General features: G+C 35.6%; 14 protein-coding genes. 6 read left to right on the top strand and 8 right to left on the bottom strand.

What is annotated here, in order from left to right; all coding sequences use genetic code 11:
- Together OW492_RS12200 and OW492_RS12195 are read right to left on the bottom strand one after the other, a co-directional pair.
- Positions 1-2,125 (bottom strand): Ig-like domain-containing protein (locus tag OW492_RS12200; RefSeq protein ID WP_290040284.1); only part of this gene is annotated, 2,125 nt, incomplete at its 3' end.
- Positions 2,126-2,166: 41 nt separating this feature from the next.
- On the bottom strand, positions 2,167-3,126 hold the full coding sequence (locus OW492_RS12195) for an OmpA family protein (protein ID WP_290040283.1): 960 nt from the start codon (positions 3,124-3,126) through the stop codon (positions 2,167-2,169).
- A gap of 456 nt (positions 3,127-3,582) precedes the next feature.
- On the opposite strand from OW492_RS12195, the gene OW492_RS12190 reads away from it, so the two are divergent.
- The 4 genes from OW492_RS12190 to OW492_RS12175 all read left to right on the top strand — a co-directional run bounded on the left by OW492_RS12190 (position 3,583) and on the right by OW492_RS12175 (position 7,996).
- The gene (locus tag OW492_RS12190) at positions 3,583-4,551 is read left to right on the top strand and encodes an endonuclease/exonuclease/phosphatase family protein (protein WP_290040282.1); all 969 of its coding nucleotides are present in this window, start codon (positions 3,583-3,585) and stop codon (positions 4,549-4,551) included.
- A 193-nt stretch (positions 4,552-4,744) separates the two neighbouring features.
- Positions 4,745-5,329 carry a VTT domain-containing protein gene (locus OW492_RS12185; protein ID WP_290040281.1) on the top strand — a complete coding sequence of 195 codons (585 nt, stop codon included), beginning with the start codon at positions 4,745-4,747 and terminating at the stop codon, positions 5,327-5,329.
- Between the two features lie 334 nt (positions 5,330-5,663).
- Entirely contained in the window at positions 5,664-6,686 is a 1,023-nt protein-coding gene (locus OW492_RS12180; protein ID WP_290040280.1) for an ABC transporter substrate binding protein, read from the top strand.
- Positions 6,686-7,996, top strand: coding sequence for a sensor domain-containing diguanylate cyclase (locus OW492_RS12175; RefSeq protein ID WP_290040278.1), 1,311 nt, complete (start codon positions 6,686-6,688; stop codon positions 7,994-7,996). The genes OW492_RS12180 and OW492_RS12175 overlap by 1 nt, the downstream gene beginning before the upstream one ends.
- Positions 7,997-8,046: 50 nt before the next feature.
- On the opposite strand, the gene OW492_RS12170 is transcribed toward OW492_RS12175, so the two are convergent.
- Genes OW492_RS12170 through OW492_RS12160 form a run of 3 tightly spaced genes read right to left on the bottom strand, consistent with a single transcriptional unit; the run spans position 8,047 to position 10,009 of the window.
- Entirely contained in the window at positions 8,047-9,012 is a 966-nt protein-coding gene (locus OW492_RS12170; RefSeq protein WP_290040276.1) for a diguanylate cyclase, read from the bottom strand.
- A 5-nt stretch (positions 9,013-9,017) separates the two neighbouring features.
- Positions 9,018-9,647, bottom strand: coding sequence for a hypothetical protein (locus OW492_RS12165; RefSeq protein WP_290040274.1), 630 nt, complete (start codon positions 9,645-9,647; stop codon positions 9,018-9,020).
- A complete protein-coding gene (locus OW492_RS12160; protein WP_290040272.1) occupies positions 9,644-10,009 on the bottom strand; it encodes a response regulator in 366 nt (121 codons plus the stop codon). Before OW492_RS12160 ends, OW492_RS12165 begins: the two co-directional genes overlap by 4 nt.
- A 672-nt stretch (positions 10,010-10,681) precedes the next feature.
- Between OW492_RS12160 and OW492_RS12155 the strand changes: the two genes are divergently transcribed.
- Complete coding sequence (locus OW492_RS12155; protein WP_290040271.1) at positions 10,682-11,713, top strand: spermidine/putrescine ABC transporter substrate-binding protein; 1,032 nt, start codon at positions 10,682-10,684, stop codon at positions 11,711-11,713.
- Positions 11,714-11,720: 7 nt separating this feature from the next.
- Entirely contained in the window at positions 11,721-14,126 is a 2,406-nt protein-coding gene (locus tag OW492_RS12150) for an EAL domain-containing protein (protein WP_290040269.1), read from the top strand.
- 132 nt (positions 14,127-14,258) lie between these two features.
- Here the strand turns inward: OW492_RS12150 and OW492_RS12145 are convergent, their stop codons facing one another.
- The 3 genes from OW492_RS12145 to OW492_RS17055 are packed head-to-tail and all read right to left on the bottom strand — an operon-like array spanning position 14,259 to position 16,635.
- Positions 14,259-15,140, bottom strand: coding sequence for an NAD(P)-dependent oxidoreductase (locus OW492_RS12145; RefSeq protein ID WP_290040268.1), 882 nt, complete (start codon positions 15,138-15,140; stop codon positions 14,259-14,261).
- A 2-nt stretch (positions 15,141-15,142) separates the two neighbouring features.
- Positions 15,143-15,874: a class II aldolase/adducin family protein gene (locus OW492_RS12140; protein ID WP_290040267.1), complete on the bottom strand. Its 732-nt coding sequence runs from the start codon at positions 15,872-15,874 to the stop codon at positions 15,143-15,145.
- Complete coding sequence (locus OW492_RS17055; RefSeq protein ID WP_354669234.1) at positions 15,874-16,635, bottom strand: amino acid ABC transporter ATP-binding protein; 762 nt, start codon at positions 16,633-16,635, stop codon at positions 15,874-15,876. Before OW492_RS17055 ends, OW492_RS12140 begins: the two co-directional genes overlap by 1 nt.
- Positions 16,636-16,690: the final 55 nt, after the last annotated feature.

Genomic DNA, 16,690 nt, shown 5'->3' with positions numbered 1-16,690 from the left:
TTGAATCGACGCTGACCACTGGTGCGGTGGTATCAATCTCAATGGTTGTTGTTGCGCTGTCGCTATGGCCGGCCTCATCACTCGCAGACACACTCACTTCAACCTCACCTTCTGCTAAGTCAGGTAAAGTATCAGCCGCTAAACTCCAGGTGTTATCACCGTTATTCACTGCGGTATATTCAACCGCATTGACCGTCACAATCACAGTGGCTGTTGGGTCATCAATACTGCCGCTTAACGCAGGTGAAATTTCATTGGTAGTTAACGCATCGAGGGTGACATTAACCCCTATTGTGTCAACAGTAATATTTCCTGTTGATGAAGTACTATTTCCTAATGCATCGGTAGCTAAAACAGTAACCTCAGTCTCCCCTTCGCTTAAAGCTAATAAGGAATTATCGCTCACTGTCCAAGTACCGTCAGCATTATTGATTGCAGCGTAATCATCACCATTCACAGTAACAATAACGGTTGCATCAGGATCATCCACATTACCTGTTAAAGCTGGGGTAGTGTCCTTAGTAATGATTGAATTAACCGAGACTTCAGGACCTGATAAATCCACAGTAACAGTACCACTTGTTGAAATTCTCAGGCCTGCATCATCTATTGAAGTAACTGTGTATGCAGTAGTGCCTTCTGATAAAACAGGCATACTATCTGGATCTAATGTCCAGGTTCCATCACCGTTATTTTTAGCTTCACATTTAATCCCTTTAATTGTAACAACAACTCTCGCATCAGGATTATCAATAAACCCTGTAAGCTCAGGTTTAGTTTCCCCAGAAACTAAACTCCTTGTTCCTATTTCAACTTGTTCGGTATTAACAACGACACTATCAATGATTGTTTCAGTATTATTAGCGCTATCTGTTGCGGTGACTGTAATTTGGGTTTCACCCTCAGCTAATTCAGTTAATGTATTATCTGGTAAACTCCAACTCCCATCACCATTATTTACTGCTTGGTAATCAATACTATCAACAGTAACAACAACACTTGCTTCAGTATCATCGACTAACCCAGTTAATAAAGCAGTTGGGTCATCAGTAATAAGTGAATCCAATGAAACAGTAGGCGCTGTAGTATCGATAACAATGGTTGTACTCTCAACATCATTATTACCTGCAGAATCCGTAGCCAAGATATTAACCGTTACTTCACCTTCTGCTAATTCAGAAAGAAGGTCACCATCTAAAGTCCAAGTCCCATCGCCATTATTTACCGCATCATAATCAACACCATTAAGTGTTACTACAATATCTGCTGTAGCATCATTAATAGAACCTGTTAGCGTTGGTAGAGTGTTATTGGTAACTAAACTATCTATTGTCACTTCTACAGGGATCATATCAACAATAACAGTGTCTGTTATAGTGTCGGCATTGCCTTGTTCATCAATCATAGTCACCGATAAAGTCGTCTCCCCTTCATCTAGAGGTTCAACCGTATTTTCATCTAATTGCCAAGTGCCATCACCATTATTAGTAGCGACATAGTCAATGCCTTCAATCGTTAATATAACTTCTGCATTAGGATCTTTTACTGACCCCTTAAACCCCGGACGTTTAGTATCTAAACTAAGCTGACTTACTGTAATTGATGGGTCGGGCTCTGCTGAAGATTCATCACTGCTTGAAGATGCTACAGCAGTTGCAGCAACGGCAACTCCAGCAGTAGAAGCACCAACAGCAGCAACTGAAAGCCAAGGAACAGCATTAGATGCAACCTGCGTGTAACCAAGGCTTTGATAAGTACTAAAACCATCACTTAGATTCCATGACAAGGCATCTTCTAGGCCTGTCTGAGGGACATAATCATAATAAATCCCTGTTTCAGAAATCCCTGTTAAAGCAGGAGGCTGTGGGAGATCGTAATACCCTTCAATGATCGCATCAACAGGAGTATCTACCGTCGCAAACTCATCAAAACGTAGCTCTAGATCAGATCCATTTCTGGAAACTAACACTTGTTGAGGTGCTAATTGGGAATCAACCGCGCGTAACTCATAAGCTACTCCGTCTTGTGCTTTGAGGACAGTGGGACTTAGGCTATCATTGGTGACGATGTTAGCTTCTAATTGACCTTCAGTACCCTGTGTTAAAATATTAATATTATTAAACATTTTGCCCTCCTAAAACCCTGTTAATAAAATTGAAACAGTGTTTATTTTGTTGCACTTAAAGTAGATTCATCTTGATAATTACCCCATAACTCAACACTCACACGTCTATCGGGTTGTAAGCAGTCAATTAATGATTTTTGAGATAATTGGCTTGAACATTCAGAATCTGTAATGGGTTGTCGGCTTCCATAGCCGATCGATTCGATTGGAGCTCTGACTTCTTCTGAAATCAAATAATTGACAATAGCCTGAGCTCTTTCTTCAGAAAGCCTTTGGTTGTAACCAGCTTCACCTAAGCGATCACTATGTCCACTCACCACTATGCGGGTAACAGAAATATCAGAACGATTTACTTGCTCTAATATGTGGCTCATATTCTTTTTTACTAACTGTTTATTTAAAGTCGCACTATCAAAAGCGAATAATGCATCAGCAGATAACTCAATATTTTTTAATTTCACATCTTGCTTGGGAGGAGTCGCTTCAACTATTGGAGGGTCACACGCTTCAACTTTTCGATTCACTAAAAATGTCCTATTTACAATTTTTCCAACGACTTTTTCAGCATCTTTTTTAGTTGTAATATTGGTAGCAATAGTCCCATCTTGATTCACAACAACCCCTAAATAAAGAGGTTGATCTTTTTCTATTTTAAAACTTCCATAATGAGTATTAGTGATCGTATCTTGAGCATGAAAGCCTTTCTCTCTTTTTTCAAAACGAAGCACTTCCTCACCAACACAAAAAGCCGAATAAAAATATAATTTATCCAATAACGCACCCAATAAGCGTGTTTCTGAATGAACTAAAACTGATTGTTTTTTATCAGAATCATCACTTTCAAAGTAGAATAAAACCTGAACTTTATCTAATTCATCGGAGTTAGTTGAAGCCTCAACGTCTTTAGTAGGACCAACCAGATAATGCTGGTCAGAAGTACAACCGACCAACAGAAATAAGCATAAAAAAAGATATATTAATGGCTTATTATTTTCCTTCATAGACATCCCTCACCAGTAAGAACTAACTCTAACAGAAACTTCATTTGATCTAAAATTCACAATGATTATACATAAAATGAATAATTAAATACAAAAACTACTCAAAAAGTATAGTTAACTTCACCAATTAGGATAGTTTTGTGATGTACAAAAGAGATCTAGTTTGCATTTTTAAAGATATATTTAAGATGGAAATTGATTTATATCATTGCGACAGCTGTTACTAATTAAAAAAATAGTAGCTATAAGTTATTTCCGTTCAGAGTCCCTTCAGGCTATGTAAGCCGAATTTCCTCCATAAAAAAACAAAAATTAAATAGCATATTTATCTATCTAATTATATGAATCTCTTGTATTTATCTTTGACTCTGTTTAACTATATAGAGCAAAGTTTAGATCACTTATTTAATGCAATTGTTATGAAAAGAAAGCCGACACCATCACTAGGAATTACAAATGTTCGAAATCACTATATTGCTAATAACAAGTATCATGATGTTTGTTACTTTCGCACCTTTTTCTCCCTCAAATCACTGGATATCAAGAGTTTGGGAATTTCCAAGAGTACAGATAGCAGTGATTACGCTTGTATTAATGTTTGCTAGCAGTTTTATCGATTCGCCAGTTCTATGTTTAGTCTTACTTATCACCAACGCATTATTAACTAGCTATCAATTAATGTGGATCTTTCCTTATACAAGATTGTGTACTAAGCAAGTCCCTAAAAGCTCAGGAATTCAAGGGCAACCATCAATTAAAATAATGACCAGTAATGTGTTAATGCCAAACCGACAAGTAAACAAATTAATTGATCTCGTTAATCATCACCAACCAGACGTGCTAGTAACACTGGAAACAGACCTTTGGTGGGAAACTCAATTAGCATCAATTCACAAGGATTACCCTTATAGAGTAAATCACCCTCTCGATAACCTATATGGAATGCACCTCTACAGTAAATATGCTCTAGAGGATATCCAAGTATTAGAGCTAATTGAAAAAGATATTCCTTCTATTCATTGTTATTTAATTCTCAATGAAGACACTAAGATTAAGTGCCATTTTCTTCATCCAGCTCCACCTAGCCCTACTGAAAATGATACTTCTACACCTAGGGATAAAGAGTTGCTGGTAATAGCAAAACAGATAGCGAAAAAAACAGAAGCAACAATAGTGACCGGAGATTTAAATGACGTAGCTTGGTCACCAACCACCAAAGCATTTAGACAAATAAGCGGCTTAAAAGATCCAAGAATAGGCAGGGGAATGTTTAATACATTTCATGCTGACTACCCATTTTTACGTTGGCCATTAGATCATATCTTCCATAGCGAGCACTTCACTTTAAGTAAAATAGAGAGAATGCCTTCTGTTAGTTCTGATCACTTTCCGCTATTAAGCGAGCTTATCTACGATCCAAAGTAAAATAGTCCTGTCTGTAAAAATACAGTAGATCAAGTATTAACTCTGTAAAAATTACACTATAAACAATAGTTAATAGCTTATTTTCACTTAATTAATAACAACTTAGTCATTGGCATAAAACTTGATATAAACTTATAGATCTCTGAATTTAAGAGATAAGCTCAGTTATATTAATACCGACTAAGAGAGTCTTATGCCAACCAAGATTAATTTAAAACAAAGAACTCGCCAGTTTATCGATTCAAAACATATGCTTACTGGGATCACCATCGCTTCGTTTTTAGAATCAGTGATCGTCCCTATTCCACTAGAAGCAATCTTAGTTCCTTTAATGCAAGCTCGTAGAGAGAGATTATGGATTATCGCATTAATGGCAACAATCGGGTGTTTGATTGGCGCACTCTTTGGTTACACATTAGGCTATTATTTATTTGATGCCGTTGGAGACTGGGTAATCAATACGCTATCAACACCAGAGCAATTTGAAATGGTAAGGCAAAAAATGCAAGCCCAAGGTTTTTGGTTTGTTATGACCTTAGGTATTATTCCCATCCCTTTTCAAATTGCCATGCTCGCCGCTGGGGCAACTAAATATTCACTGTTATTATTTTTAATGGCCGCCACCATTGCACGATCGATACGTTACTTTGGATTAGCAATCATAGTTTACTATGCAGGGAACCAGGCAGAGAAGTTGATTAAAAAGCACAAAACCAAAGCAATGATCTTTATCACTGTAACTATTTTAGCCATTTGGGCGATCAGCATATCGCTATAATATCGATACTTATTTAAAATGCTTTGAACTAAAACATCTTCATTTATTTACAATACATAGCGAGGAACATCTCTATCTCTGTTCACTTTCGCCAATTGCTGATGATGCTTACTAGAACACAATTAGTAAATACAAATAAATACTCACTTTTAAATAGTTATGTGATTTAAATATAATTTAATTTAACAATTATCTGTAAATCTGTATTATTTCTTATATTGAGATAGTGGTAATGTTTTTTTAGTTAATTTGACCTATTCAGATTATAATCAACAATGTTAGCCACCAAAAAATACTATCGAATAAATGCTCGCTCCAATTTTTTAAGAGGGTCATGAATATGTTTTTTCGATTTGCTATCGTTTTTTATATTATCTTTTCAAGTCTTACGACTCGCCTACTGGCTGATGAAAACCAACCATTACGTATTTTACATGTCCCTAGTTACCATATGTCATGGGAGTGGAATATAGATCAGCTACAAGGCTTTAAAGATGGCCTAGCACTTAATAATGTAGAGTATAAGATTGTTGAATTAGACACTAAACGAGCTAGTGACCCTATCCTTATCCAACAAAAAGTAACTATAGCAAAAGACTTAGTCACTCAATGGCAACCTGACTTACTTTATAGCAATGATGATAATGCACAAAAGTACTTTGCTCAGGATTATGTGAATACTACCTTACCCATCGTATTCAGTGCCGTTAATCGAGATCCTTCGCTCTACCATTTTTCAAATTCCAACAATGTCACTGGAGTTATGGAATATGAACACTTTATTCCCGCAGTAAACTTACTCAGATCGTTTAACAAAAATATAAAACGCATTGCAGTGATCATTGACTCTGATCCAATGTGGGCAGGGGTTGTTAAACGCATAAAAGAGAAGCTAAAAGCAAATCCAGATATTGAAGTTACACAATGGTACCTTGCTAACACATTTAGTGATTACAAAGACATGATGATGTCATTACAAACTAAGGTGGATGCGGTTGCTTTACTAGGTGTTTTTAATATTAAAGACGAAAATAACAAGGACATTGATTTCAAAGAAATTTTAAAATGGACAGCAGAGAATAGCCAACTCCCAGACTTCTCATTTTGGGAGTCTCGTGTTGACTTAGGTACGCTAGCAGCTGTAGCGATCTCCGCTTATCAACAAGGGTACATTGCTGGGGGAATGGCTAGAAAAATATTAGTTGATGGGGTTTCCCCAAGCGATATTCCTATTAGCTCAAGTGAAAAAGGTGAACCAATGATCAGCCTTGCACGTGCAAAAACACTAGGAATAAACATCGATGTGCAACTTTTACTCAGTGTAAAAACTAAGAAACAGTACGATTGGAGCGAATAATGCCCATTTCACTCACCAGTAAAATAGCAATCTTGTTTACCGTGAGCCTAACTCTCATTACCTCAATCATTTTATTTGTATTTACGATAGAAGTTTATAATACCAACAAAAATTTATTTATTCAGCGAGGTGATATTGCCGTACAAGAGCTCATCTATAAAACAGAACGTTTACTGCAGCTTGGTTTATTACCTAATGAATTTTTTGGTTATGAAGCACTATGCCAAAAATTGGTAGATAATACAGAAGGCCTCATCTACGCGGCATTAATTGATGAAAATGGAAAAGTTCTCTTTGAATCAACCCCTCTGAACAACCAACAGACTACCATATCAAAACCCAACCACTTCATTTCACAAGATAACCAGTATTTAATCAAAAAATCCCTACCGCCTGTTACTCAGCAACAACATTACATAATAGCAACAATAGACCAACACTTACTTGAGTCTAAACTCACCGAATTTATCATAAAAATGCTTATGTATGCGTCTTTGATCATTTTTACAGGGGTTATTTTAATGATCCATTTTTTACGTAATAATTTAGGCAAACCTATTAATTCATTAATCAACCATATTAGAAATATAGACTTAGACTCTCAACAAGGAACTCACTGGGATCTACTGCGAAGAAGAGATGAATTAAGCACTGTGGCAATCACCTTTAACGCAATGATGAGTCGGTTATCTAACAGTCAAAATTCATTAGCGGATTCAAATTTAAAATTACAAAAGCTTACTAATGAATTAGAAGAACGTGTTGAGTCCAGAACAAAATCACTTAATAAAGCAAACAAACGTTTATATAGCCTTGCGAGAACCGATCCATTAACTGGATTTCATAATCGTACGAAGCTAGAAGAGCTATTGAGTACTCGATTTGAAAATGCTAAAAAAAGAGGCCACCACTTTGCGGTATTAATGGCAGATCTAGATCGTTTTAAATATATTAATGATAACTTTGGACATGCGGCAGGTGATACGGCATTGAAAACAATTGGAGCACGTATACTTACTTCTCTTCGTCAGCGTGATAGTGCTTACCGTGTTGGTGGAGATGAATTTATTTTTATTATTGAAGATCACACTAATACTAATTCTTTAGTCAAAGTAGCAGAAAAAATAAAAGTCGCTGTTGAAAAACCTATCCACCATGAAGGACAAATTTTATCTTTAGGCGTCAGTATTGGTATTGCATTTCTAAGTAAAGAGGTGGATTGTGATGCTGAAGGGTTATTGTCCTTTGCAGACAAGGCAATGTATCAAGCTAAAACAAAAGGCTTAGATTATGTTATCAGTGAATACTAACAACTAGTTTCCCATTTTACTTATCAACCTTGTAATACATTGCAATTCAATTATTTTTCAAACGCTTCTGCTGGCAGATTTAAATAATTTACGCATTGATTTCTACCTTTTGCCTTTGCTTGATACAAGGCAATATCAGCTTGATGAAGTAACTTTTCAAAATCATTATACTCGCTTCCTGAAGTAGTAAAACCAGCACTAATAGAGATAGATAACGCAACCCCCTCGTAACGTACAGGTGTATCACATATATTTTTTCTTAGCTTTTCAGCGACTAAAGCCGTTTCTTGAATGTTAGTTTCAGGTAAGAAAACCACGAATTCTTCTCCACCATAACGTCCAATAACATCTACCGAACGCAGCACACTTTTGCAGCGTTTAGCCACTTCCTTCAACACTTGGTCACCAAATAAATGGCCATTGCGATCATTGATACTTTTGAAATTGTCCATATCAAAAATAATTAATGAAACCTTACCGCCGTATCTATCTATTCTTTCCACTTCATTTGCAAATGCTCTTTCCCAATGTGCTCGATTGAATAATTGAGTTAGCCCATCGATACTACTAATACGCTCTAATTCTGCACAAGCTTCCTTTAATTGCATAGTAGAGATAGCGATATCTGTCATATCTTTAATAGATATACAAACATATTCAACCTCATCATCCTGATTACAGATGGGTGCAAAGTTACAATTTTGATACATAAACCCTAAGTGACCCGTCACCGATCTACCATGAGAAAACTGCAATAAATATGGTCTTTGTTCCCATGAAGTATAAGACTCATGATTAAGTAGGAAAACGCTGTTTATCTTTCTTTCAAGCCATTTTTGAGGAAGGTTTTGAAAACACTCAAAAAAATTTCTACCAATGATTTCACTTTCAGTGAAGTCACTGTGCACCTCCATAAATTTATTCCACAGTTGGATAGTAAAGTTCTTATCAACAACGAAAATGCCATTATCAAGACAATCAATAATATTATGAGTGTAAGCAAATTTATTCGTCATCAGATTTAAAACTCATCCAATAGTTTATCTAAAATACTTTGTAAATATTTAATAGAGCTATCAGGTAACAACAATAATAAATCACACTTAAAGGAGTGTTTTTCAACTTTATATTCTATTTTTATTGATAGAGCATGATCCCATCGAATCTTTTGTTGAGATAATAAGTTATCAACAGGCATAGACTGGCCGATAATAGAAGGTGGCGTATTAAAAAAACGCTCAGAGAGCTGCTCTGCAATACCGCTTAAACAAGCTCCATTGATAATATTGGAGATTTCTAGCAAAATTTCCTGTTCAAACTCGGGTGTCATTTCTTCGTCAAAGGCAAGCAATTGAGCTAGATTATCAAAACTGGTATCACTGAAAATCGTTAAGGATTCACCACAAAACTTAGGGTTAGTTACATGAGTATAAAAGCCTTGGCTAACAACAGAGATCGTTTCCGCAGGAATTAAGCGACGTAATACAGAATTAAGCTCTGTCGCCTTAATAATTTCAATCGCTGGAACCGACAGTGTTACATATTGCTCAAACAACATCGATAACGACTCGCCAGCCTGCCCCATACCTATATTGCAGATTTCTTGTAAGTAATCGCGTTGATCTTCATTGAAGTTTAGGCTTTCAATCATAATAATCCATGTGTATTTAAAACACCTATTAATGCCGATTCGGAAACAGGCTTCCTAATAAAATCAATTGCGCCATCCTCAGCTACTTTATTTCTTGCCTCAATCTGTAAATCAGCAGAAACAACAATTGTTTTTACTTTTAAGCCTTGTGCTTTAATATTTTCTAAAACCTGAAAACCATCCATCACGGGCATCGTTAAATCTAAAAATAATAGATCAAAATTCCCCATTTGCAATGCTTCAAGTGCTTCTTCACCATTATTAACCAATAGCGCACTTTCTTTCCATTGTTCAGGAAGTGCTTTTTTTAATTGTTTTCTAGCAATATTCGAATCATCGCAAATTAAAACAGAAACCGTCATGTTACTTCCTTAAGCTTAAAATAATTAACCATAACAGACTTAACTGATATTAGTTTTTTATTATTGTTAATTGATTTGATAACTAAATATTTCATTTACTAGAATATTTAATGTGTAAATTAAAATAAGTCGTTACGTAATATTTAGTAGTCGTCATTGCCCTTCACGAAAAAATTTTAAGTATTAAAAACTTAAGTTTGATAGCTGGTCTTTATCGTAAAATAAACCACTTACTAATAACATATTTTATATATCGGCAAGTTCTATAATAAGATGAGTAAGTATTTAAAATCAATAAGCCTATCAGCGGAGCAACCTTTAGCAGAGAATAAGAAGAAAAATTTTAGACAATAGATAGATTATTTTTAGAGAGCTACATAGATATCACAGGAAAAGTGTTAAAATGGATGCACAAGTAACTTAAATAAGCTGCTTCAAATAGTCCCTCCTTTTGCCTTTACTGCTTACACATTTTTTATCACGCCCTATTTCCATAACAATTTTCATTATAAATATATCTAAATATTTATTCTTTGCCCCAATACCTTAATGCTATTTAGATTTAGGATTTAGGATTTAGGATTTACTGCTTATTTTAAGTAATTTTTCGTTTAAAAAACTGGATAAATACCCCCAAAGTGCTACTTTTATAAGTAAAAATTAGGAATAAATATGAAGAATGTATTAAAAACATTGCTTGCTTTAACATTTTCTTTACCGCTCAATGCGCAAGAAATTAAAATTTTTATATGGGAGCACTTCATTTCAGAAGAAATTATTAATGAGTTTACTCAGAAAACTGGGCACACTGTAAAACAATACTTTTTCGATAATGAAGTTGACCGAAATGCACTTTTAATGAATGGACAAGGCATTCGTTACGATTTAGTACTCGTCGATAATGCAACTGCCAAGAGATATGGAGAAACAGGTGTTTTAGCTGTACTACCAACTCTTGAAATAGATAACCTGCAAAATAATAGCTTGAAATCAAGAGAGTCATGCGGTCAATATGGGGTTCCTTATTCCACTGGAACGATGGGCATTGCCTATCGCTCTTCTATTGCCAAGAAAAAGGTTGATTCATGGAATGATATTATAACTCCGGCCGATGAACATATTGGAACAACCATGATGCTCAAAGATGATCTAGATACGGTCGCGGTTGCTTTACTTGCTCAAGGGTTTGACCCATTCTCTAATAATAAAAATGAATTAAAATCTGCATATGCTTTACTCAAAGCACAATCACAATACTTACTTGGATACGGATACCCCCTCAGTTATGTTGATGAGCAAAAAAGTGCATCTAAATTGACGCTTTCAGTTATTTACTCCGGTGATATTTTTAACCTTAAACAAGCAACAGGACAAAATGACTGGACATATGTTGTGCCTAAAGAAGGCACTCTACTTTTTATCGATTGCCTAGCAGCACCAGGAGGAAAACCAATAACAGAAGCCACTAAAACTTTCCTTTCTTTTATTAATGAACCTACCGTTGCCTATAAAAATGCATCTGAAATGTGGTTTTCAACGACTAATGAAGCAGCAAAATTAATCGCAGATGATGATTATAAGAACGACAGTGAAATATCGCCTAACGCAGAGGTCATTAATAGAAGTGAATATTATAAAATAATATCTGATGAAGACCTTGTGATACGTAACCGTATGGTATCTATATTAAATATCCAAGAGTAACTATACAGTGAAACTTGGAAAGAAATTAAGATACATTATTTTACCTGTAATAGTACTCGTTTCTGCGGCCGTCACGAGTATCTACTATGGTATTTATAAAACACAACTGATCGACAATAAAATTTACTCTCTTAATGAATACCTTAAAAATACGGTTATGAAATCAGAGTACGAATTAGCTTACGCGCAAAGCTATCTTCAACATAAAATTGACAGCAAAGAAGCATCACTTATCTTCACACAGAATGAACTTGGTATTAAATTAACAGCCCCTTACATAAGCCAATTTTTAGAACAGTTTATTGATAAGACAAACAAAAAAAGCAATCCCTCACATATTGTAAATGACTTTATTATTTATGATAAAAATGAAAAGCTCATCATACACATTAATACTCAAGATCCTTTTGCAGCTCCTATTTTGCAAGAGCAGACCCAAACTATTTTGGATAAAATTAAAAATAACCCAAATCAAAAAATATCCCAGTATTATTACTTTATTGATAATACTGAACATAGGTTATTTAATATAATTCAAGTTTTTTCTCCTTATCAACTAACATCAAAACAACATTATGATCCTCATGACGATCTCTATATTACTCAAACTCAACTTGGTAGAGGTTTAATCAGAGTCGCAATAGAGGATCTGATCAAAGCTAATCACGGATTCATCACATCCAAAATAACGCTAAGTAAAAATACAATAATAGATAAAATATCCGCTAACCTTGTTCCGTTTCAGTCTATGAATCACGATGCATACCAAGCCAAGATCGAAACAGAACTGTTTACTATAGAGATAACACTAGATGAGAGTTATTTTGCAAAAGATTTAAACGTATTCCTCATTAAACTTATTTTGGTCAGCTTAATACTGATTGGGTTAAGTTACTTTGTAGTTGTTAGGCTTATTGATAAGCAAATTATTTTTCCCATTACCGCATTGGCTAAAAGTATCAAAGAAGTTGAAGCCTCTTTGACCGTCGAGTTAAAGCCATTATCGACCGATGACGAAGTGTCAGACTTAAATGAAAGTTACATTTCTTTGATTACAAAAATAAATAACCTTGCTAATAACGACTCGCTTACAGGGCTTGCAAATAGAGCAAGCTTTAATGAAACTTTATATTCTCTCCCTGAGATTAAAAATACACATTACATTGCACTATTTTTTATAGATTTGGATAACTTCAAGTATGTAAATGACACCTGTGGACACGATACTGGCGATCTATTATTAATCACATTTAGCCAAAGATTAAAAAATATGCTGAGGATGAGTGGCAATATCAACACGAATCAACAAATAATGAGTATCGCAAGGCTTGGAGGAGATGAGTTTGTGATTTTACTGAGTAACATGACATCTATTTCTGAAATACAAAAAATCGGTAAACAAATTTGTCACATTTTTGATGACAGTTTTAATATCGGCTCCAATAAATTTACTATTCATGCAAGCGTGGGTATTGCCTATACAAAAGACAAAACTGAAAGTGGAGAAGTACTCCTCAATCAAGCTGACAGCGCAATGTATTTAGCAAAAAGTGTAGGCAAAAATAATTACAAATTATATACAGCTGAACTTGAAAATAAGATAAATAATGAAATAAAAATTGGCAATAAACTAACTGATGCAATACAGAATAATGAATTACAGCTCGTCTTTATGCCCGCTTATTGTGCAGCAAGTTTCGAACTTAAAGGCTATGAGGTCTTATTAAGATGTCCAACGTTAACTAACATTGGTGTCGGACCAGATATATTTATTCCCATTGCGGAACAAACCGATTTAATTTTAATGATTGATTTATGGGTAGCGGAACATGCTTTCATTAAACTTCAAGAGCTAACAAACAAAACTGATTTTGCAGGTTTCTTTGCCATCAATGTTTCATCCAAATCATTACGTAACGATGATTTTTATATTCGATTAAAAGCACTAATCGATAAATATGATCTAGACGTTAAACAGATAGAACTCGAAATAACAGAAACCTGTTTAATGCCAGAAGATTACCAAGCTATTACAAGTCTTAAACAACTAAAATCTTTAGGAGTGAGTATTGCCATAGATGATTTTGGCACGGGTTATACCTCTTTTAATCAGTTAGTGAATTACCCATTAGATACCTTAAAAATAGATCGATCTTTTGTACAAAGTTTAAGCAACACCCCAATAGGTAAAAAACCAACGCTGGATATCATTTACGAGCTTGCAAAAGTATATGAGCTTGAAGTAATTGTAGAGGGTATTGAAACAGAGGCAGATATTAAACATGCTCAACTACTACCTGATGTAATGGTACAAGGCTTCTATTTTACGATGCCTCAAACATGGGAAGATGTTGTAATAGAATGTGAAAAGAACAAAATAAATGAATCACTTACGTCATTTAAAACAACTTAAACAGACTGTTTTTAAAACAAAAAATACTATTAAAGCAGTAGGTGATAGATTTATTCTATTACCTACTTAAAGTGCGATTAGTTATTCGTAGTTTCAGAAAAAGTACCAGCCTTATTAGTCATAACACTTAACTCATAAATCTAAAGTTGATTGTACTACTTGAGAGGCAATACTTTCATTGCTTGCAGTAGAAGCAATATGAGGAGTAACAAATACTTTATCCATCGCCATCAGATTACTGTCTTTTGGTAAGGGCTCTGTTGAAAAGACATCTAAAAGAGCACCACGAAGCTGGTTATTATTCAATAATGTCTCTAGATCTTTCTCTACTAAATGAGCACCTCGCCCACAATGAATTAATGCGGCTTTACTCGGTAACTTTGAAAGTAAATCCAGATTAAGGATCCCTTTTGTTTGTGAATTTAAAGGCAATAGATTTACTAGTATATCCAGATCTTCCAATAGTGTCGGTAACATGGATTGTCCATGGTAGCTTGTTATGCCATTAATTTGTTTTTCTGTTCTCGACCAACCGTAAACTTGATAGCCCATAGCTGCCAGCTTTTCACCAACATAACCACCTAACTCGCCCAAACCTAAAATACCGATTTTGATACTTTCCATGGTACGCTGAGGCAGAGGGTTCCACTGTTTTAGCTTCTTATCTTGATTATATCGGTCCATATCTCGTTGGTAATATAAAACGCCCCATAACACATACTCAAACATCCCAATCTTTTGTCCATCGTCGATAATACGGTTTACTTTTACCGATGAATTGAGTAACTCCCCTAAATTATCCACACCAGCTCCCACTGAATGTAAACATTGTAAATTGGGGAAGTCTGTTAATATTGTTGCAGGTGGGTGCCAACAAGCGGCTACTTTTGCTTGTATTGCTAAAGGGTTATCCGGCAACACCCATTCCACTTCGGGATGATTTTTTTTAGCACAGACCAACAGTTGCTCAGTTAACTCTTCATTATCAATCATGCTCAGTACAACAGGTTTCATTCTCACTCCTTATATGATGGATCAAGTCGGTCAAGTTTTCTTAACCATGCATCCCACACTATTTGTCTCTCATACGCCACTTTTTGAAATTGACCTGACACATAACTTGCGAGCTTATCGGGAATAGTTTCAATAGAAGATAAGCTCGACATTTGCCCTACTGCTAATTGAATTTCACAGGCTTTATTCAAATAGAACATAATTTGAAAGGCATCTGCAACGGTTTCACCGACACTTAATAAACCATGACTTTTTAAAATCAGTGCCATATTGTCACCGAGAGATGCTTGGATTCGCTCTCTTTCTGCTAAGTTAAATGCCACGCCTTCATAATCGTGATACCCGACTTGTTCATGAAACTCTGCACTGATTTGATTAAGATTCAGTAAACCTTTTTCACAAGCTGCGACCGCCATGCCAGCTAAAGTATGGGTGTGAATGACACAATGGGCATCATCACGAGCATTATGTACAGCACTATGAATAGTAAAACCAGCAGGGTTATATTTTGCATCGCCACTCACAATATGACCTTGAGCATCAACCACGATTAAATTACTGGCAGTGATTTCATCAAACATCAAACCAAAAGGGTTAATTAAAAACCGCGGTTCACCCTCTCCAGGTAAGCGCACAGAGAAGTGTGTATATAAAGTATCTTCCCATCCAAACATAGCCGCTAACCGATAAGCTGCGGCTAAATCAAGGCGTAACTTTTGTTCTTGCTCGTCCATTAGGCAACCTTCCCCATAAATTCTTTAATACGTTTAAAATCTTCTGTCTGCTCTGGATTATTGATAATCTCATTAGGACTAGCATCTACTTGCACTATGCCCTCTTCCATCATAATCACTCGATCTGATACCGATAGGGCAAACTCCATTTCATGAGTCACAATAATCATTGTCATCCCCTCTTTAGCTAAATCTTGAATCACTTTCAATACTTCTCCAACCATCTCAGGATCTAACGCAGAAGTCGGCTCATCAAACAGCATAATATCAGGCGACATAGCTAACGCGCGTGCAATTGCAACTCGCTGCTGTTGCCCTCCAGATAATTGATGGGGATATTTATCCGCATGCGCTAATAAACCAACGCGGTCTAATAAAAACAGTGCCTGTGCTTTAGTTTCTGCAACTGAGCTATTTTTCTGGTGATAATGAGGCGCAATCATAATGTTTTGTAACACGGTTTTATGAGGAAACAAGTTAAAGGACTGAAACACCATACCAATACGTTTAATGCCTTGGTACACATCGTGTTTAATACTTTCTTGTTTAGGTTTAATAAAGTCTTCACCAAATAAAACGATTTCACCATTATCAATTTTTTCAAGATCATTGATGGTTCTAATCAAGGTTGTTTTACCTGACCCTGAAGGGCCAATAATACTAATTACCTCGCCAGATTTAACAGCTAAATTAATCCCTTTTAGTACCTGATGATGACCATAGGACTTTTCAATTTCACGCAACGACAGAGCATGAGGCATCCCCTGTTGATTGGGGTCGATTTGTTCACTTTTTATCGCTATCGCCTGTTGACGT

The sequence above is a fragment of the Psychromonas sp. 14N.309.X.WAT.B.A12 genome (assembly GCF_030397575.1).
GTDB lineage: Bacteria > Pseudomonadota > Gammaproteobacteria > Enterobacterales > Psychromonadaceae > Psychromonas.
Note: the sequence above shows the minus strand (reverse complement) of the source record. Positions and strands in the feature narration are given on the sequence as shown.